Source organism: Pseudomonas fluorescens (assembly GCF_000802965.1).
Classification (GTDB): domain Bacteria; phylum Pseudomonadota; class Gammaproteobacteria; order Pseudomonadales; family Pseudomonadaceae; genus Aquipseudomonas; species Aquipseudomonas fluorescens_A.
The window spans coordinates 60,544-78,124 of the sequence record NZ_JSAK01000006.1 but is presented as its reverse complement, the minus strand read 5'-3'; the positions used below and the strand labels follow the sequence as shown (position 1 = coordinate 78,124).

General features: G+C 61.4%; 14 protein-coding genes and 2 riboswitches. Of the genes, 7 read left to right on the top strand and 7 right to left on the bottom strand.

The features are described 5' to 3' along the window. Positions 1-18: 18 nt before the first annotated feature. The 4 genes from cobM to NL64_RS05665 all read right to left on the bottom strand — a co-directional run bounded on the left by cobM (position 19) and on the right by NL64_RS05665 (position 2,168). Positions 19-765 (bottom strand): precorrin-4 C(11)-methyltransferase, encoded by a 747-nt coding sequence (gene cobM / locus NL64_RS05680; protein ID WP_034147175.1) that lies wholly within the window; start codon positions 763-765, stop codon positions 19-21. An 82-nt stretch (positions 766-847) separates the two neighbouring features. Then, the gene (locus tag NL64_RS05675; RefSeq protein WP_034147174.1) at positions 848-1,261 is read right to left on the bottom strand and encodes a cobalamin biosynthesis protein; all 414 of its coding nucleotides are present in this window, start codon (positions 1,259-1,261) and stop codon (positions 848-850) included. Next, positions 1,258-1,962: a CbtA family protein gene (locus tag NL64_RS05670; protein WP_034147173.1), complete on the bottom strand. Its 705-nt coding sequence runs from the start codon at positions 1,960-1,962 to the stop codon at positions 1,258-1,260. Before NL64_RS05670 ends, NL64_RS05675 begins: the two co-directional genes overlap by 4 nt. 11 nt (positions 1,963-1,973) lie before the next feature. Next, positions 1,974-2,168, bottom strand: a complete 195-nt coding sequence (locus NL64_RS05665) for a CbtB domain-containing protein (protein WP_034147172.1) — start codon at positions 2,166-2,168, stop codon at positions 1,974-1,976. Between the two features lie 122 nt (positions 2,169-2,290). Then, positions 2,291-2,515, bottom strand: a riboswitch (cobalamin riboswitch). Positions 2,516-2,746: 231 nt separating this feature from the next. Further along, positions 2,747-2,958: riboswitch (cobalamin riboswitch) on the top strand. Between the two features lie 99 nt (positions 2,959-3,057). On the opposite strand from NL64_RS05665, the gene cobW reads away from it, so the two are divergent. From cobW to NL64_RS05645, 4 genes are all read left to right on the top strand, one after another. Then, a complete protein-coding gene (gene cobW / locus NL64_RS05660; protein WP_034147171.1) occupies positions 3,058-4,125 on the top strand; it encodes a cobalamin biosynthesis protein CobW in 1,068 nt (355 codons plus the stop codon). 3 nt (positions 4,126-4,128) lie between these two features. Next, positions 4,129-7,953, top strand: a complete 3,825-nt coding sequence (gene cobN / locus NL64_RS05655) for a cobaltochelatase subunit CobN (RefSeq protein WP_034147170.1) — start codon at positions 4,129-4,131, stop codon at positions 7,951-7,953. Positions 7,954-8,130: 177 nt separating this feature from the next. After that, the gene (locus NL64_RS05650; RefSeq protein ID WP_034147169.1) at positions 8,131-9,135 is read left to right on the top strand and encodes an ATP-binding protein; all 1,005 of its coding nucleotides are present in this window, start codon (positions 8,131-8,133) and stop codon (positions 9,133-9,135) included. 53 nt (positions 9,136-9,188) lie between these two features. Then, positions 9,189-9,800 carry a vWA domain-containing protein gene (locus NL64_RS05645; RefSeq protein WP_034147168.1) on the top strand — a complete coding sequence of 204 codons (612 nt, stop codon included), beginning with the start codon at positions 9,189-9,191 and terminating at the stop codon, positions 9,798-9,800. A gap of 274 nt (positions 9,801-10,074) precedes the next feature. Here NL64_RS05645 and NL64_RS05640 read toward each other — a convergent pair whose 3' ends face one another. Continuing rightward, complete coding sequence (locus NL64_RS05640; RefSeq protein ID WP_034147167.1) at positions 10,075-11,298, bottom strand: NADH:flavin oxidoreductase/NADH oxidase family protein; 1,224 nt, start codon at positions 11,296-11,298, stop codon at positions 10,075-10,077. 77 nt (positions 11,299-11,375) lie between these two features. Here NL64_RS05640 and NL64_RS05635 point away from each other — a divergent pair, with 77 nt between their 5' ends. Continuing rightward, positions 11,376-11,780, top strand: coding sequence for a MerR family transcriptional regulator (locus tag NL64_RS05635; RefSeq protein WP_034147166.1), 405 nt, complete (start codon positions 11,376-11,378; stop codon positions 11,778-11,780). On the opposite strand, the gene NL64_RS05630 is transcribed toward NL64_RS05635, so the two are convergent. Next, positions 11,766-13,310, bottom strand: coding sequence for an MFS transporter (locus NL64_RS05630; protein ID WP_034147165.1), 1,545 nt, complete (start codon positions 13,308-13,310; stop codon positions 11,766-11,768). The two genes, NL64_RS05635 and NL64_RS05630, sit on opposite strands and share 15 nt — an antisense overlap. 103 nt (positions 13,311-13,413) lie before the next feature. Here NL64_RS05630 and NL64_RS05625 point away from each other — a divergent pair, with 103 nt between their 5' ends. Continuing rightward, on the top strand, positions 13,414-14,319 hold the full coding sequence (locus NL64_RS05625) for a LysR family transcriptional regulator (RefSeq protein WP_034147164.1): 906 nt from the start codon (positions 13,414-13,416) through the stop codon (positions 14,317-14,319). Between the two features lie 299 nt (positions 14,320-14,618). Beyond that, positions 14,619-16,178 carry a TerC family protein gene (locus tag NL64_RS05620; RefSeq protein WP_034147163.1) on the top strand — a complete coding sequence of 520 codons (1,560 nt, stop codon included), beginning with the start codon at positions 14,619-14,621 and terminating at the stop codon, positions 16,176-16,178. 122 nt (positions 16,179-16,300) lie between these two features. Here the strand turns inward: NL64_RS05620 and NL64_RS05615 are convergent, their stop codons facing one another. Continuing rightward, complete coding sequence (locus tag NL64_RS05615; protein WP_034147162.1) at positions 16,301-17,377, bottom strand: GGDEF domain-containing protein; 1,077 nt, start codon at positions 17,375-17,377, stop codon at positions 16,301-16,303. Between the last annotated feature and the right edge of the window lie 204 nt (positions 17,378-17,581).

The following is a 17,581-nucleotide window of genomic DNA, read 5'->3' as shown; positions in this document are numbered from 1 at the left end:
TCCCTCGCCACAAGTGCTTTAGGGCCTATAAAGATGCGCATGCCCCGCACGATAAAGCGATGACTCACTGAACTGATCACTGCCCAACACCCGACCTACCAGAATCAACGCTGTACGCCGAAACCCCTTGGCTGCAACCTTCTCGGCAATGTCCTCAAGCGTCCCCACTACCCAATCCTGATCCGGCCATGTCGCCCGATGAATTACCGCGATCGGGCAGTCCGCGCCGTAATGCGGCAGCAACTCGGCGAGGATTTTCTCCAGATGATTGACCCCCAAATGAATCGCCATGGTCGCCCTGTGCTGCGCCAGGCTGCCTAGTTCTTCGCCTGCCGGCATCGCAGTCTTGTCGGCGTAGCGGGTCAGGATCACGCTCTGCGACACGTCCGGCAATGTCAATTCCGCCCCCAGCAGCGCGGCACAGGCGGCGGTTGCGGTGACGCCGGGGATGATCTCGAAAGGAATGCCGAGTTCGCGCAAATGGCGGATCTGCTCGCCGATTGCGCCATACAGGCTCGGATCGCCCGAGTGCACCCGCGCCACATCCTGGCCCTTGGCGTGGGCGGTCTTGATCAGTTCGATGATCTGTTCCAGGTGCAGTTCGGCGCTGTTGACCACCTGTTCGGCGCGATGGCCTTCAAGTACCGCCGCAGGCACCAAAGAGCCGGCATAGATAATCACCGGGCAGCTGCGAATCAGCCGTTGGCCTTTGACGGTGATCAGTTCCGGGTCGCCGGGACCTGCGCCAATGAAGTAGACGGTCATCGTCGGTTCCTGTGGGAAAAAGGTCTGGGCAAGGCTTCAGATGAAGGTTGCTCATGATCGAGTGCGGGGATTATCGGCGATTTTACGCGGCGCCTGCCAATGCCAGGGTGGCCTGCGCGTATTTTTGTCGCGGGATCAGCAATTTGGCCGGGGCGTTGGCCAGTTGTTCGGCCAGGGCCAGAGCGGCACTTTCCGCCACGCCGTAGCATCCGGTGCGTTCGAACGCGATGTCCGAATGATGGCTGAGTTGGGTTTGGTAACCGGCCAGTTGCTCACTGCTGAAATACATCACCTGCAATCCAAGCTGCTCGGCCAGTTCGATCAGGGCGGGTTCGTTACGCTTTAAATCGATGCTCGCCAGCGCTTTGACCTGGTGAATTTCGATTTGGTGGGCTTGCAGCGCCTGATCGAGCAACGCCCGCAGCGTGCTGACGGGACAGCCCCGTTGGCAACCCAGGCCGACCACCAGGGTCGGCGCTGTGCTGACAGTTGTCATGCGTGGTATTGACCATCGCTTTTGCGGCGGAACAACCAGGCGCTGACCAGGCCCAGGGCCAGCCAGAACGCCACGTTGGTCAACTGCGAAGCGATTTTGAATTGAGTTTCCAGGGCTTGCGGAGCGAGCATCGAGTGCACTTCCGGTTGCGGTGCGCCAATCACATGGGGAACGGCGAGGATGGCCACGCCGAGGATCTTCATCAGCCAGTGACGGCTGAATACGATCAACGCAATGCCGACCGCCGTGGAGGCCGCCGTGCCGATCCACCAGATTTGCCGCTGTGCCAGATCGGCAGCCGCGGTGCCCGGCAGCTCAGGCGGCAGACCAAGTGTCGGTGCCAACACGAAGGTGGCGTAACCGGCCAGGCCCCAGAGCAGACCCTGAGAGGTTTTGGTCGGAGCGCGCAACGTGTAGAGGCCGGCGAGCATCAGGGCGAAACCGACAGCCACCACCAGGTTGCCGCCGGTGGTCGACAGCACGCGCTGCCAGCCGTCTTCCGGCGCCCAGGCTTCGGCATCGTGGGTGTGGGCAGCGACGCCAGCGGCGTGTTCGTGGACTTCAACGGCGGCGGGTTCGGATTTTTCGTAGGTTTCGGCCTGCGTAATCAGCGGAGATACCCAGAAACTTTGCAGCAGGGTGAGCAGCAGGGCGGCCAGCAAGCCGGAGAAACCTGCGGTTTGCGCAATACGCTTGATCATGTCGGCAGGTCTCAATGGCACGGGAACGCGGCACTGTGGCGCGTATCGTGAGCAGCGTTGTGGACTGCTTCGATGTGCGAGAAACCGGCGAAATACACCAGGCACGCGCCGAGGATCGACGCGCAAACGGCGGCGGTCAGGCGTTGAGTCAGGGTAGTGGTAGTGCTTGCGGTGGTGCTGTGGCCGGTGCTGCTGATGATCGACATGGCGCTTCCCTTTGTGCTGTCAGCGGGGGATCAAGAGCGCAAGCAGAACCCCGCACGACCGGGCGCGCAGAGGTTCGAACAGCGCCCGCCCACCGCGGGTTTGTTGATTCAGAGACCGTGTTGGTCACTTTGTGTTGCGGGCCGGTCTCCGGGCTCACGAGGGGCGCAGGCGTTAGCCTTGACCTGCAAGCATCACCTTCCCATGCCGCAATGGCACAGTGGATCTGACGCTTCGCTCGCTTACCGTTGCGGGGGCAGCACCGGACTGACATGGCTTTGAGTAAAGCACATGATTCACCGGTTTCCCGTTTCACCCTGTGAAGGGCACCCGTAACAAGGTGCGTAGGAGAGCATGGGCGAGGGCCGGGCGTCAATTGGAAGGGGTTCTCGTTTGAGGTACCACACCCCCTGTGGTGAGGGAGCTTGCTCCCGCTGGGTTGCGAAGCGACCCCCGGCATTCTTTCTGGAATACCTCGTCAGCAGGTATTACGACGGCTTCGCCGCCGAGCGGGAGCAAGCTCCCTCGCCACAGGTGATCGCATTCTTCCCATGAACATTGACCCGCCCCAATACGATGCGTAGCCTTGCGCTTTCGAGGTTCTTCGACGTTTGTCGAAGCTAAGAAGGGAACGCGGTCAATGCCGCGGCTGCCCCCGCAACTGTGAACGGTGATGTTCGCTGCCACGCCACTGCACGCTCAACCCTTGAGCCCGCGGGAAGGCGCAGCAAACGCCAGTCGAGCGACTGGCACACCGTCAGCCAGGAGACCTGCCTCGATACAGATTCTCACTACAACCGGGCGGGGTGATCCGGTGGCGAACGCTCCTGGCGCGCTTGTGCGTGGCCGGTTCTCGTCCCGTATGCCCGCCACCTTGCCAAAGGGCATCCGATGAAAACACTGGCCAAACTCCCCGTCACCATCGTTACCGGCTTCCTCGGCTCGGGAAAAACCACCTTGCTGCGGCACATGCTCGACAACGCCCAGGGCCGCCGTATCGCGGTGATCGTCAATGAATTCGGCGAGCTGGGCATCGATGGCGAAATCCTCAAGCAGTGTTCCATCGGTTGCACCGAAGAAGAAGCCAGCGGTCGTGTGTACGAACTGGCCAACGGCTGCCTGTGCTGCACCGTTCAGGAAGAGTTCTTCCCGGTGATGCGCGAACTGGTGGCCCGTCGCGGCGATCTCGATCACATCCTGATCGAAACCTCTGGCCTGGCCCTGCCAAAGCCGCTGGTCCAGGCTTTCCAGTGGCCGGAAATCCGCAGCGCCTGCACCGTTGACGCAGTGATCACCGTGGTCGACAGCCCGGCAGTCGCGGCTGGCACCTTCGCTGCATTCCCGGATCAGGTCGACGCCCAGCGCAAACTCGACCCGAACCTGGACCACGAATCGCCACTGCACGAACTGTTTGCCGACCAACTGTCCAGCGCCGACCTGGTGATCCTCAACAAGGCCGATCTGATCAGCCCTGAAGACCTCGCCCGCGTACGTCTGGAAGTCGCCGAAGAACTGCCGCCAGCGGTAAAAGTCATCGAAGCCAGCAGCGGGCGCCTGCCGCTGGACGTGCTGATCGGTCTCGGTGCCGGCTCGGAAGAACACATCGACAGCCGTCACAGCCACCACGATCACCACCACGACGATGACGATCATGACGACCACGATCACGACGCGTTCGACTCCATCTCCATCGAATTGCCTGCCTGCGATGAAAGCCTGCTGATGGACGCGCTGACCCAACTGGTGGTCCAGCACGGCATCCTGCGCGTCAAAGGCTTCGCCGCCATTCCGAACAAGCCGATGCGACTGCTGATCCAGGGTGTGGGCACGCGTTTCGACAAACACTTTGATCGTCAGTGGGGCGCTGAAGAAGCACGCACCACACGTCTGGTGTTGATCGGCCAGGCGCTGGATGCCGCGTTGCTCGAAGCGCAATTGCGCGCCGCGCTCAGCGTGTAAGCCATGCACCTGCTCAGGACCCAGCCCGGCGGTTTCGTGTCGGATGACAACATTGCCGACCTTGGACAAACCCCCGCCGAGCTGGTGGTCCTGTGCAGCGGCGACTCCAGCCTGGCGCTGCTCGCCGAAGCGGCGCAGCAGTTGCCCGAGGATTACCCGAGCGTGCGCCTGGCCAACCCGATGCAGGTGCAGAATCATGCGTCGGTCGATTTGTACGTCGACGAAGTGCTGCGCCACGCCAAGGTCATCCTCATTTCGCTGCACGGCGGCATTGCCTATTGGCGTTACGGCGTCGAGCGGCTGGTGGAGTTGTCGCAGCGCGGTGTGCAGCTGATTCTGGTGCCGGGTGATGATCGCCCGGACCCGGAACTCAGCGATCTCAGCACCGTGGTCGCCGAAGATCGCGACCGGCTCTGGCAGTTTCTGCGACAGGGTGGCATGGGCAATGCCCTCGATTTTTTCCGCTGCCTGGCCAATCGCTGGTTGGCTCGCGATTACGTCTGGGCTGAGCCGCAAACCCTGCCGCGCACGGCGATTTACCACCCGCAAAAAAGCCCTGCACAACTGAGTGACTGGCAAGCCGAATGGCAGGCCGATCAACCGGTGGCGGCGGTGCTGTTTTACCGTTCGCATTTACAGGCGGCGAACACCGCTTTCATCGATGTTTTTTGTCAGCGTCTGCTAGCGGCGGGCCTCAACCCGCTGCCGATAGCCGTGGCCAGTTTGAAAGAGCCGGGCTGCCTTTCGGTGGTCGAGGATTGGCTGGATGAAACATCAGCTTCGGTGATCTTGAACACCACCGGTTTCGCCCAATCCAGCCCCGAAGCGCCGCATCTGCGACCGTTTCGGCGCAATATCCCGGTGATCCAGGCGATATGCGCCCAGGACAACGAACCCGGTTGGCGTGCCAGCGAACAGGGCCTCGGCCCGCGTGATCTGGCGATGCACATTGCGTTGCCGGAACTGGATGGGCGGATCATCAGCCGCCCGATCAGTTTCAAGGACCTGGCCTGGCGCAGTGAGCGCAGTCAGTCCGACGTGGTGTGCTACCGACCGCAACCGGAACGCATGGATTTCGTCGCCGAACTGGCGCGGCGCTGGATCGATCTGGCGCGGTTGCCGAATGCGCAAAAGCGCGTCGCGCTGATCCTCGCCAACTACCCGACACGCGATGGTCGCATTGGCAATGGCGTCGGTCTCGACACCCCGGCCGCCGCGCTGAACATCCTGCGTGCGCTGTACAAAGAAGGCTATCCGCTGCCAGCTGGTCTGCCGGAAAGCGGCACCGCGTTGATCCAGCAATTGCTCGGCGGCGTCAGCAACGACCTCGACACCATCGACCAACGTCCGTGCCAGCAAAGCCTGGCGATGGACGACTATCTGCTGATGTTCAACGCGCTACCCGAAGCCAACCGCCAAGCGGTGCTGGAACGCTGGGGTGCGCCCGACAGCGATCCCATGTGCCGAGGCGGGCGGATGATGATTGCCGGCCTGCGTTTCGGCCTGACCTTCGTCGGCATCCAGCCGGCGCGGGGCTATCAGGTGGACCCGAGCGCGGTGTACCACGACCCGGACCTGGTGCCGCCCCACGGCTATCTGGCGTTCTATTTCTGGTTGCGCAACACCTACGGCGCCCACGGCGTGATCCACGTGGGCAAGCATGGCAACCTCGAATGGCTGCCGGGCAAGGGTGTCGGGCTCTCCGAAAATTGCTGGCCGGACGCGCTGCTCGGGCCACTGCCGAATATCTATCCGTTCATCGTCAACGATCCGGGCGAGGGCGCCCAGGCCAAGCGCCGCACCCAAGCGGTCATCATTGATCACCTGATGCCGCCGCTGACCCGCGCCGAAACTTACGGCCCGCTGCGCAACCTTGAGTTGCTGGCCGACGAATATTACGAAGCGCAATTGCTCGACCCACGACGTGCCCGGGAATTGCAGCGCGACATCCTGCAACTGGTGCGCGACACGCACATCGACCGCGAATTGCAACTGGACGAAAAACTCGACAGCGATGCCGATGCGGCGATCTGGCTGCCGCGCCTGGACACGTACCTGTGTGACTTGAAAGAGTCGCAGATTCGCGATGGCCTGCACGTGTTTGGCGAGTCTCCGGTGGGACGTTTGCGCACCGACACCTTGCTCGCGCTGCTGCGCATTCCCCGGGGCGACGGCCGTGGGGCGCAATCGAGTCTGCTGCGGGCGCTGGCCAAGGCGTTTGAGTTGGCTTTCGATCCATTGGATTGTGCGCTGGCCGAGCCGTGGAGCGGACCGCGTCCGGTTGCCTTGTTGTCGATCAGCGATGACCCTTGGCGCACCACCGGCGATACCCGCGAACGCCTCGAACTGTTCGCCACACAGCTGATCTCCTGTAGGAGCGAGCCTGCTCGCGATGGTGTGTCAGTCGACATCAATGTAGCTGACACACCATCGCGGGCAAGCCCGCTCCCACAGGGGGGCGGGTGGTCTGAAGTGAACGCCATCCTCGACAACTTGCGCGAAGTAGTTGCACCGCGACTGGACGCCTGCGGCCCCGCAGAAATGCGCGGCCTGCTCGACGCCCTCAGCGGCCGCTTCGTCCCGGCCGGCCCCAGTGGTGCACCGAGCCGCGGTCGTCTGGACGTACTGCCCACCGGCCGCAATTTCTATTCGGTGGACGTGCGCAACCTGCCGACCACCACCGCGTGGCGCATCGGTTTCCAGTCGGCCAACCTGATTCTCGAACGTCACCTGCAAGACCATGGCGACCATCTGCGTCAGCTCGGTTTGTCTGTGTGGGGCACGGCGACCATGCGCACCGGCGGCGATGACATTGCCCAAGCCATGGCGCTGATGGGCGTGCGACCGGTCTGGGCCACGGGCAGTCAGCGGGTCGACGACTTTGAAATCCTGCCGCTGAGTGTGCTTGATCGTCCGCGAGTAGACGTAACGTTGCGTGTCTCCGGTTTCTTCCGTGACGCCTTTGCCAACCTGATCCGCCTGTTCGACGCCGCCGTGCAAGCAGTCGCCGCGCTGGACGAGCCGGACGATCTCAACCCGCTGGCGGCCAAGGTGCGCGCCGAACGTGAAGCGCTTCTGCAATCGGGGCTGGATGAAGAAGCCGCTCGGCGTCAGGCCGGTTGGCGCATCTTCGGCGCCAAGCCCGGTGCGTATGGCGCGGGGGTGCAGGGCGCTATTGATGGTCGACTGTGGCAGAGCCGCGAGGATCTGGCTGAGGTGTATCTGAACTGGGGCGGTTACGCCTATGGCGGTGCAGACGAAGGGACTGCGGCCCGTGAGCAGTTCGCCCAGCGCCTGAGCCAAGTGCAAGCGGTGCTGCAAAACCAGGACAACCATGAGCACGATCTGCTCGATTCCAACGACTATTACCAGTTCCAGGGCGGCATGCTCGCGGCGGTGGAAAGTCTCAGTGGAGAAGCAGCGGCCAGTTACCATGGTGATCACAGCCAGCCGGATTTACCGAAAATCCGTACGCTGAAAGAAGAACTGAACCGGGTCATTCGCTCCCGGGCGGCCAACCCAAAGTGGATCGACGGGGTCAAGCGTCACGGCTACAAAGGTGCGTTCGAAATGGCGGCGACGGTCGACAACCTGTTCGCCTTCGACGCCACCACGCAGTTGATCGACGATCATCAGTACGCGTTGCTGGCGGATGCGTATTTGCTTGATCCGAACACCCGGGATTTCGTGCGCGAGCACAATCCGCACGCCCTGCGCGACATGACCGAACGCATGCTCGAAGCGCAGCAGCGGGGCATGTGGAAGGAGCCGGGCGAATATCGCGAAGCGCTGGAAAATCTGTTGCTGGATATAGAAGAAGACAGCTGACACACACACAACCTGTGGCGATGGAGCTTGCTCCCGCTCGGCTGCGAAGCAGTCGAAAACCAGACAATGTAGTGTGTCTGAAAAAATGTGCATTTTGAGTTGGGGGCTGCTGCGCAGCCCAGCGGGAGCAAGCTCCCTCGCCACAAAGTAAATACCGACCATGATGAGAACCCTGACATGACCGATACCCCGCATTTCCCCCTCTCCGCCGTGGTCGGCGCCGACGATTTGAAGCTGGCGTTGTACCTCACCGCCATTGACCCGAAGATCGGCGGCGTACTGATCGAAGGTCCGCGCGGCATGGCCAAGTCGACCCTGGCCCGTGGTTTGGCTGACCTGCTCGCCAGTGGTCAGTTCGTCACTTTGCCCTTGGGTGCCACCGAAGAACGCCTGGTCGGCACACTCGATCTCGACGCGGCCCTGAGCGAGGGTCGCGCACAATTTTCCCCCGGTGTCCTGGCCAAGGCTGACGGCGGTGTGCTCTACGTCGACGAAGTCAACCTGCTGCCGGATCACCTCGTCGATCTGCTCCTCGATGTGGCCGCCAGCGGCACCAATCTGGTTGAGCGCGACGGCATTTCCCATCGGCATTCGGCGAAGTTTGTATTGATCGGCACCATGAACCCGGAAGAGGGCGAGTTGCGTCCGCAGTTGCTCGATCGCTTTGGCCTGAACGTCGCCCTCGGTGGCCATACCGCGCCGGCCGAACGCGGGCAAATCATCCGGCGGCGTCTGGATTTCGACAGTGACCCGCAACGTTTCTGCACCGAGTGGGAGAGCCAGCAGCAGTCGTTGCGTGAGCGCTGCCAGAATGCGCGCAGCCTTTTGGCGAGTATTCCCCTCGACGATGAAGCGCTGGCGCAGATTACCGAGCGTTGCTTTGCCGCCGGCGTCGATGGTTTGCGCGCCGACCTGGTCTGGTTGCGCGCGGCGCGTGCCCATGCCGCCTGGCGCGGCGGGCCATCCATCAGCGAAGAAGATATCGACGCGGTCGCCGAGTTCGCCTTGCGCCATCGTCGTCGCGAGCACACGCCACCTGGCCCCCAGCAGAATCAATCGCAATCCAGTCAACAGCCAAACCCGAACGAGGGCCAGGGCCAGGGCCAGTGGGGCGAAATGCCCGCTCAAGCGCTGCCGGTCGGTGCACGACGTGAAGTGCCGAGCTGGCCAAAAAAGCCCTAGGCATTCGCCCTCGATCTGACGCGGGGGCGAATGCCAGACCCCGCGCCGGACGGCTGGACCACGGCAAACAGGGCAAACGTCACGCCGCCCGCAGCGGCTCGGTGAATTGGCCGGGTACGTTACTCAATGGCCGGCCACGTCAACACGACGACCTGTTGTTCCACCAGCGTACGCGCTCGGCCCATGAACTGTGGCTGGTGATCGTCGACGCCTCGGCCTCAACCCGTCGCCATCAGGCTTTGAGCGATGCCAAAGGCTTGCTGGCGCAGTTGTTCGATGACGCCTATCGACAGCGTGCGCGTCTGGCATTGCTGACCGCCAGCGGTTCGCTGCCGAAGTGGCAGGTGCAGGGATTGAAGGCGTCCAGCGGTTTGCGCCATTGGCTCGACGGGCTCGGCGCGGGTGGTGGCACACCGTTGCTGGCGGCGTTGAGTGAAGCGGGGCGCTGGCTTGCCGTGCGGCAAAAGCGTTTTCCGGCGGAGCAGCAACGGTTGTTGGTGGTGACCGATGGCCGCTTGAAAGACTGGCCGACGTTGCCCGCGCTCGATTGTCCGGGACTGGTGATCGACATCGAACGCGGGCCGATTCGCCTTGGGCGCAGCAAGTCTTTGGCGGCGCAGTTGCGGTCCGAGTATCGGCATATCGATGAGCTGCTTCCGGGGTGAGTTCTTTGTTGCGCTTGCTGGCCTCATCGCGGGCAAGCCCGCTCTCACAGGGTTTTGGGTTGTTGCATGGATTTCGTGAGCGCCATGGATTCCTGTGGGAGCGGGCTTGCCCGCGAAAGCGGTGTACCAGTCACTTACAACTCTGAATCACTTCGCCATCGCCGCCCGCTCCCACAGGGTTTTGGGTTGTTGCATGGATTTCGTGAGCGCCATGGATTCCTGTGGGAGCGGGCTTGCCCGCGAAAGCGGTGTACCAGTCACTAACAACTTTGAATCACTTCGCCATCGCCGCTCGATACTGCCGGGTGCGCTTGGCAACGTACACGCGATCCACAATCAACGCCCAAATCGCCGAGACTTGCGGCCATGTCTTGCGTTCACGACTCAAACGATGCATCTGGAACCGCACCACCGCCATGCTTGCCAGCGACGCCAGCGTTTTACGCTTCCAGTGTATCGGCGGTAGTTGCGGATGGCTGTTCTGGCCTTCGCGCCAGCGATTGACCAACTGCGGCTCAATGGCCAGCGCCGTGCCGATGCCGGCCATGGCGATGCCGCTGTCGAGCACCTGCTCGACCACTGCCAGGCGCCGAATCCCGCCCGTCACCATCACCGGCATACGTGCCACGCCGGCCAGTTCACCGGCCATTTCCAGAAAATACGCCTCGCGCGCCAGGGTCCGGCCGTCGCGCGCCTCGCCTTGCATGGCCGGCGCTTCGTAGCTGCCGCCGGAGAGTTCCAGCAGGTCGATGGGGTGATCGTTAAGCCACTCGATCACTTGGCGGGCATCATCGGCATCAAAACCACCGCGCTGGAAATCCGCCGAGTTGAGCTTCACTGACACGCAAAACTTTGGCGAAACGGCGTTGCGCACGGCGCTGACCACCGCCAGCAGCAAACGGGCGCGGTTTTCCAGTGAGCCGCCCCAGCGGTCGGTCCGGCGATTGGTCAACGGCGAGAGGAATTGGCTGATCAGGTAGCCGTGCGCAGCATGGATTTGCACGCCGGTAAATCCGGCTTTCTCTGCCAGCGTAGCAGTGGTAGCGAAGCGTTGGATCACTTCTTCGATATTGGCCTCAGTCATGGGTTTGGGTTCGGCGAACATTTTTGAAAACGACCCCAGGTCCATCGCCACGGCAGAGGGCGCCAAGGCTTGCTGGCCGAGATTGGCCATGGTCTGCCGGCCGGGATGATTGATCTGCATCCAGAACTGCGCGCCACCGGCGCGGCCAATGTCGGCCCATTGGCGAAAGCGCTGCAGATCCCGCTCATCCTCCAGCGCGACGCCACCGGGACCGGTCATGGCCCGGCGGTCGATCATCACGTTGCCGGTCAACAGCAGACCGGTCTCGCCTTCGGCCCAGGCCTGATACAGGCGAAACAATGCTTGGCCCGGCGCCTGGTTACCGTCGGCGAGGTTCTCTTCCAGCGCGGCTTTGGCAATACGATTACCGATGGTCTGACCGTTGGGTAAATACAAGGCTTGGAAGGGTGACATGCTTGACTCCTCATCAGTGATGAGTGGAGGCTAAGCTTAAAGTTAACTTTAATGTCAAGCAGGCAAACGAGGACGCGATGCAGATAGGTAAATTGGTGCAAATGAGCGGGTTGTCGGCGTCGCGAATCCGCTTCTACGAGGCTCAGGGATTGCTGCCGCAGGTCGAGCGCTTGCCCAACGGTTATCGGCGTTATCCGCCGCAGGTGCTGCAAACCCTGCAAATCATCCAGTGCGCCCAGCAGGCCGGTTTCAGCCTGGAGGAGCTGAAGCGCTTGTTGCCGGACACCGTGACGGGCGCGTTCAAGCACGACGAATTGATCGTCAGTCTGGAGCGCAAGGTTGATCAGATCGAAGCCATGCAACAGCACCTGGCGCAAAGCAAGGCACAGTTGCTGGGCTTGATCGAGAACATCGCGGCGAAGCCTGAAGGCATGGCCTGCGATGCGAACGCCGAACGAGTGTTGGCCTCATTCAAACACTAAGGTTGGCGGCGGAGCGGGAAGCGGATTGCGCATCAGCGTGCCCACCACCAGCGCCGCGAGCAATCCGGCCAGTCCTGCGACCCACAGCAACAGGCTGAATCCGGCGACGAACGCCTGCCGGGCCAACGGTTCGACCGTCGCGCGAGCCGCCTCCGGCACCAGGTTCAGCGCCGCACTCATGTCACCGGCCACCACCCGCGAGGCGATGCCTTGCGTTTGCTCGAGCAACGCAACGCCGTGGCTCGACAGACCACCATGCAACTGTTGTTCGGTGTGGCTGGCGAGCAAGGCACCGTACACGCCGATGGCCAGCATCACCGCACTGAAGCGCATGGTCGTACTCATGCCCGACGCCATGCCGGTACGTGCACGAGGCACGCAAGCCATGATGTTCTTTTGCGTATCGCCATTGAGCAACCCCGCGCCGGCACCAGTGACTGCAATTGCCACGGCGAAGGACAGGTAACCGCCGCTGTTGACCGTCCAGGCGCTGAGCAGATTACCGCTGCCAACCAGTGTCAGCCCGAGAGCCATCATGTTCGCCGGCGTCACGCGTCCTGTCAGACGTGCGCCGATGCGCGGGAAGATCAACATGGTCACGGCAAACGGCAGCATGCCCAGCCCCGCAGAAATGGCGGTGAAGCCCAAGCCGTTCTGCAAGTAGAACGGCAGCATGGTCATCATCACTTGGGCGCACGCGGCGTAAGAAAACATACCGAGCAGGGCGCCGATGAAGCGCGGGTGTTTGAACAGTTGCAGGTCGATCATCGGCCGCTCTTGCAAGCGTTCGATCAGCACGAACAACCCCAGCAGCACGGCGCCGCCGATCAGGCGGGCGTAGGTCACGGGGTTGTTCCAGCCGATGCGGTTGGCTTCGATCAAACCCCAGATCAGGCACAACAGGCTGGCGCTGAAGGCGAGGCTGCCCCACGGATCGAGGCGCGCGGCCTGGGCATCGCGGGATTCCGGCACCGCGCGCCAGACCATGTACATCAGGAACAGGCCCACGGGCAGGTTGAGATAGAAAATCCAGCGCCAGCCGATGTACTCGGTAATCAACCCGCCCAGGGTCGGCGCAGCGGTCATCGCCACGCCCATGCAACCGCCCCAGAACGCCCAGGCTTTGGCGCGCTCTACTTCATCGTGAAAGGTGTGGCCGATGGAGGCCAGCGCCGAGGTCAACAACAGCGCGGCGCCGACGCCCTTGATGGCCCGGGCGATGTCGAGGAACAAGGCGCTCGGCGCCGCCCCGCAACCCATGGAGGCGAGGATGAAAATGCCCAGTCCCCAGATCAGGGTTTTCTGCCGGCCAAAGCGGTCGGCCAGGCTGCCTGCGGGCAGCAGCAGCGCGGCGAAGGCCAGCATGTAGGCGCTGACAACCCATTCGATGTCAGCGAAATTCGCCCCGAGGTCACGGGCAATGCTGGGCAAGGTAACGGCGACGATGTTGGTATCGAGCACGATCAGCGAGCACACGGCCGAGGCGGTGAGCAAGGTCAGGCGCGGACTCACCTTGGGTTTGACGGACATGGCCAGGGTTCTCTACTGTGAGGTTTCGTGCAGCTTATCGCTGGCAGGCTGTCCCTTTGTTAGGCGCACATCGTCACTTCATTACCTTTGAGCTAATGCACCGATGGACATCCGTCATTTTCGTTATTTCCTGGCAGTCGCTCGCCACCGCAACTTCACACGCGCGGCCGAGCAATTGGGCATCGCGCCGCCGACGCTGACCCGGCAGATCCAGGACATGGAAGCGGAACTGGGCGCACGCCTGTTTCTGCGCCAGGCGCGGGATGTCAGCCTGACTGAGGCCGGCGCGGCGCTGCTGATCGAAGCCGAGGCCACGGTGCGGCAATTCGAGTCGGCGCAGCGCAATGCGCAGCGCGCCGGTCGTGGTGACATCGGCCATATCGAACTGGGTTACGTCGCCTCGGCGGTGTATTCGGGGCTCCTGCAAAAACAGGTGCAGGGTTTTGCCGCGCAATACCCGGATGTCAGCCTCAATGTGCGGGAAAGCCCCATGGCCAGCCTGCCAAACATGATCCTCGAGGGGCGCTTCGATTTGGGGTACATCCGCTGCCCGCTGGCGTTGCCCGAGGGCGTCGAGGGCGTGCGCTTGAACGACGAGGGTTTTGTCCTGGCGCTGCCGGTGGATTCGTGGCTGAACCGTTTGCCGGTGATCAATTCGGCGCATTTGCAGAACGAAAACTTCATTCTTCCGGAGCAGGTCGTGGGCACTTTGCAAGTCGCCGCCCAAGGCGGTTTCGTGCCAAAACTCGGGGCGCAACCGGGTGGGTTGGTGGCGGTGATCGCTTTGGTTTCCCTGGGGCAAGGGGTGGCGGTGGTGCCGGAATCGGTGGTCGGTCATGTCAGTTTGCCGAATGTGATTTATCGCCAGATCAATGACTGCGATGCATCGTCGTGGCTGGCGTTAGTTCATCGGCGGTTCGAGAAGTCTCCGGCTGTGTTGCGGTATGTTGAATGGATCAAAAGATCGCAGCCTTCGGCCGCTCCGACAGGGGATCGCGTAGACCTGTAGGAGCTGGCGCGGGGTGCGATCTTCTGCTCTTCTACAGATCTTGAAATGATTTCCGGCTGTAGGAATTGTCGCGATCGCCTGTACGATCCAAGTCCTTTTTTCCTTTCAGGACTTGCATGAACACCCTCACGGAGCCTCCCAGTTATCCTTCCTCCACGCGCCTGCGCGTAGCTTTGACGCACGCGAAACACCCGGTCTTCCGACGTCCGAACGCCAAATTCCTTGCACATCTACGGCCTCTGAGCCGCGCCTTGCCGTGCCCGGCATTCTGAATTCACTGAAGAGATCGAGACGTTTTTATGGAATGGTTAGCTGACCCCACCGCCTGGCTTGGCTTGTTGACGCTGATTGTGCTGGAGCTGGTGCTGGGCATCGACAACCTGGTGTTTATCGCGATCCTTGCGGACAAGTTGCCGCCGCATCAGCGCGACCGGGCGCGAATCATTGGTTTGTCCCTGGCGTTGCTGATGCGCCTGGGCTTGCTGGCGAGTATTTCCTGGCTGGTGACCCTGACTCAGCCGCTGTTCGAGGTGTTCGACAAGAGCTTCTCCGGACGAGACCTGATCATGCTCTTCGGTGGTGTGTTCCTGTTGTTCAAGGCCACCATGGAGTTGCACGAACGGCTCGAGGGCCATGTCGGCCAGCGCTCATCTAACACCACGTATGCGATGTTCTGGCCAATCGTGGCGCAGATCGTGGTGCTGGACGCGGTGTTCTCCCTCGATGCGGTAATTACCGCCGTGGGCATGGTCGATGAACTGGCGGTGATGATGATCGCGGTGATCATTTCCATCGGCCTGATGATCGTCGCCAGCAAACCGCTGACCCGCTTCGTCAATGCGCACCCGACGGTGATCATGCTGTGTCTGGGCTTCTTGATGATGATCGGCTTTGCGCTGACCGCCGAAGGCCTGGGTTTCCATATTCCCAAGGGCTACCTGTATGCGGCCATCGGCTTTTCGATCCTGATCGAGGTCTTCAACCAGATCGCCCGGGCCCGGCGCAAGCGCTCGATGCAGGGTCTGCGGCCGATGCGTGAGCGTACTGCGCACGCGGTGATGCGTCTTTTGGGCGGGCGCAAGTTGGCAGTGGAAGAAGTCGGCGAAGAGATTGCCGACATGCTGGATGACGGCGAGGCGCCGAGCGAAGAACTGTTCGACCGCCGTGAACGGGTGATGATCAGCGGCGTATTGCAACTGGCCGAGCGACCGATTCGCACGTTGATGACCGTGCGAGCGGACGTCGATCACATCGACCTGGCGGATGATGCCGAGACCATTCGTACGCGACTGATGCACTCGTCCTACTCGCGTCTGCCGCTGATTCGCGACGGCGCGGTGGATGAACCGCTGGGGTTCGTGCACAAGAAGGAATTGTTGAAGGAGTACCTGGCCGGCAACGTAGTTGATCTGGCGCACCTGGCACGGCAGACCATCAACCTGCTGGACAGTTATTCGATCCTCAATGCCTTGGAGCAGATGCGCAAGGCGTCGACGCACATCGCGTTTGTGGTCAATGAATTCGGTGATTTCGTCGGCGTGCTGACCATGACCGACATCCTCGAATCGATTGCCGGCGAGTTGCCAGATGCCAGCGAAATCGAAGGCCCGGATGTGCTCGAGGAAAAAGGCGGGTTTGTGGTCAGCGGTGCCTTGAACCTGGCTCGGGTACGCCAGCGCACCGGGTTTGCGGCGGAACCTACCGGCGACTATCAGACCCTGGCCGGATTGGTGGTGAGTTTGCTGGATCGGCTGCCGATGATCGGCGACAGTCATGAGTGGGAAGGCTGGCGGATGACCGTCTTGAAAGTTGAGGAGCGGCGGGTGACGCGGGTGTTTCTGGCGCGCGTGGGCGGGTGATTTTGCGCTGGGTTCGAGGGCCTCATCGCTGGCAAGCCAGCTCCCACAAGGTTCTGTGGTGGACAGGTAATTTGTGAGCACCATTGATCGCTGTGGGAGCTGGCTTGCCAGCGATGGCGATCTCAACCATGAAAGGTATACCGATCCTTCCCCGTATGTTTTGACTCATACAGTGCCTTGTCAGCCTTGATCAACGCTTGGTTCAGCGTATCGCCATCGAGCACCCGGGTCAGGCCGATGCTGATGGTCACCGGGTGCCGGGTCGGTTGTTCGCGCACCACTCGACACAACTCACCCGCCAGCGACTCGACATCTTCGCGGCGCACACCCGCGAGATAGATCGCAAACTCCTCGCCACCCAAGCGTGCGAACTCAAAGTCGCTCATCACCGTTTTAATGTCCGCCGCGATGCGTTTGAGTACTTCATCGCCGATGTCGTGCCCGTACAGGTCGTTGACCTTCTTGAAGTTGTCGATATCGATCATCGCCAGGTAGTGATCGTGCTCACGCGGTGTGGCGTCCAGCTGTTGGTTGGCGTGAGCCATGAACGAGCGGCGATTGGGAATCTCGGTCAGCGTGTCGACGTAGGCTTGATCGAGCAGCAATTTGGACATGATGAAGTTGTAGAGCTTGGCCTTGCGCAAAGTGAGGAAGCTGTAAATGGTCAGCGCGCAGAAGAATCCCGTGTAACAAAAGGTCATCACACCCTGCAAATCAAACAACCCCACATTGGTATGGAAGAACGGGTTGAGCATCAGCCAGGTAACGATCTGCGCACCATAGAACGACCAGCGACTGAGTGGCAGCACAGAGGCGCCATACAACATGCTCGATGCCGCCAGCACCTGCCAGGCGGGCCGGAAATCGGCGGGCAAGCCATCGATCAGCAGGCGCACGCCGAGGGCGATGAAGAAGACGAACAGCAGATTGAAGACATGGAAATGCCGGGCATCGCGGATGAACGTCAAGATGATCGCGAAGATCGCAAAAATCCCCATGAACATCAGTGAGACCCAAGTGAAACGTTGGCCGCCGACGAAACTGATGATCAGGTCGAATACCACCCACACCGCGATACTGGCGGCATAGATGAATTGGCAAAAGGTGCGCAGGCGTTCGAAATCATGTTGGATAAATTCAGCCTTCAGTTCGGCTGGCGCGGCTTTTTTCAACACTTCATCTTCAATGGTTTTGTACATCGTCACCCTTGATCGCGCGTTGGTTGTCGAGAATCAACTGACCCACGGTCTGAAGCGTAGTGAAAAAACAGCGGTTGGAGGGCAACCCTTCGGCGTTGCTTCCTCGTTGCCAACTGTAGCTTCTACCCGACACAGATTTCGCAGCGCCTCTCTCTTGCTTTTTGTAGACCCTCCCGATTCAAAACAAATTTCAATATCCGCCAC

Excerpts from the sequence above, each read along its gene's own strand:
- NL64_RS05675 (WP_034147174.1), bottom strand. The coding sequence starts at position 1,261 with ATGACAACTGTCAGCACAGCGCCGACCCTGGTGGTCGGCCTGGGTTGC.
- NL64_RS05630 (WP_034147165.1), bottom strand. The coding sequence starts at position 13,310 with ATGTCCGTCAAACCCAAGGTGAGTCCGCGCCTGACCTTGCTCACCGCC.
- cobW (WP_034147171.1), top strand. The coding sequence starts at position 3,058 with ATGAAAACACTGGCCAAACTCCCCGTCACCATCGTTACCGGCTTCCTC.
- NL64_RS05665 (WP_034147172.1), bottom strand. The coding sequence starts at position 2,168 with ATGTCGATCATCAGCAGCACCGGCCACAGCACCACCGCAAGCACTACC.
- cobN (WP_034147170.1), top strand. The coding sequence starts at position 4,129 with ATGCACCTGCTCAGGACCCAGCCCGGCGGTTTCGTGTCGGATGACAAC.
- NL64_RS05635 (WP_034147166.1), top strand. The coding sequence starts at position 11,376 with ATGCAGATAGGTAAATTGGTGCAAATGAGCGGGTTGTCGGCGTCGCGA.
- cobM (WP_034147175.1), bottom strand. The coding sequence starts at position 765 with ATGACCGTCTACTTCATTGGCGCAGGTCCCGGCGACCCGGAACTGATC.
- NL64_RS05620 (WP_034147163.1), top strand. The coding sequence starts at position 14,619 with ATGGAATGGTTAGCTGACCCCACCGCCTGGCTTGGCTTGTTGACGCTG.
- NL64_RS05625 (WP_034147164.1), top strand. The coding sequence starts at position 13,414 with ATGGACATCCGTCATTTTCGTTATTTCCTGGCAGTCGCTCGCCACCGC.
- NL64_RS05640 (WP_034147167.1), bottom strand. The coding sequence starts at position 11,298 with ATGTCACCCTTCCAAGCCTTGTATTTACCCAACGGTCAGACCATCGGT.
- NL64_RS05615 (WP_034147162.1), bottom strand. The coding sequence starts at position 17,377 with ATGTACAAAACCATTGAAGATGAAGTGTTGAAAAAAGCCGCGCCAGCC.
- NL64_RS05670 (WP_034147173.1), bottom strand. The coding sequence starts at position 1,962 with ATGATCAAGCGTATTGCGCAAACCGCAGGTTTCTCCGGCTTGCTGGCC.
- NL64_RS05650 (WP_034147169.1), top strand. The coding sequence starts at position 8,131 with ATGACCGATACCCCGCATTTCCCCCTCTCCGCCGTGGTCGGCGCCGAC.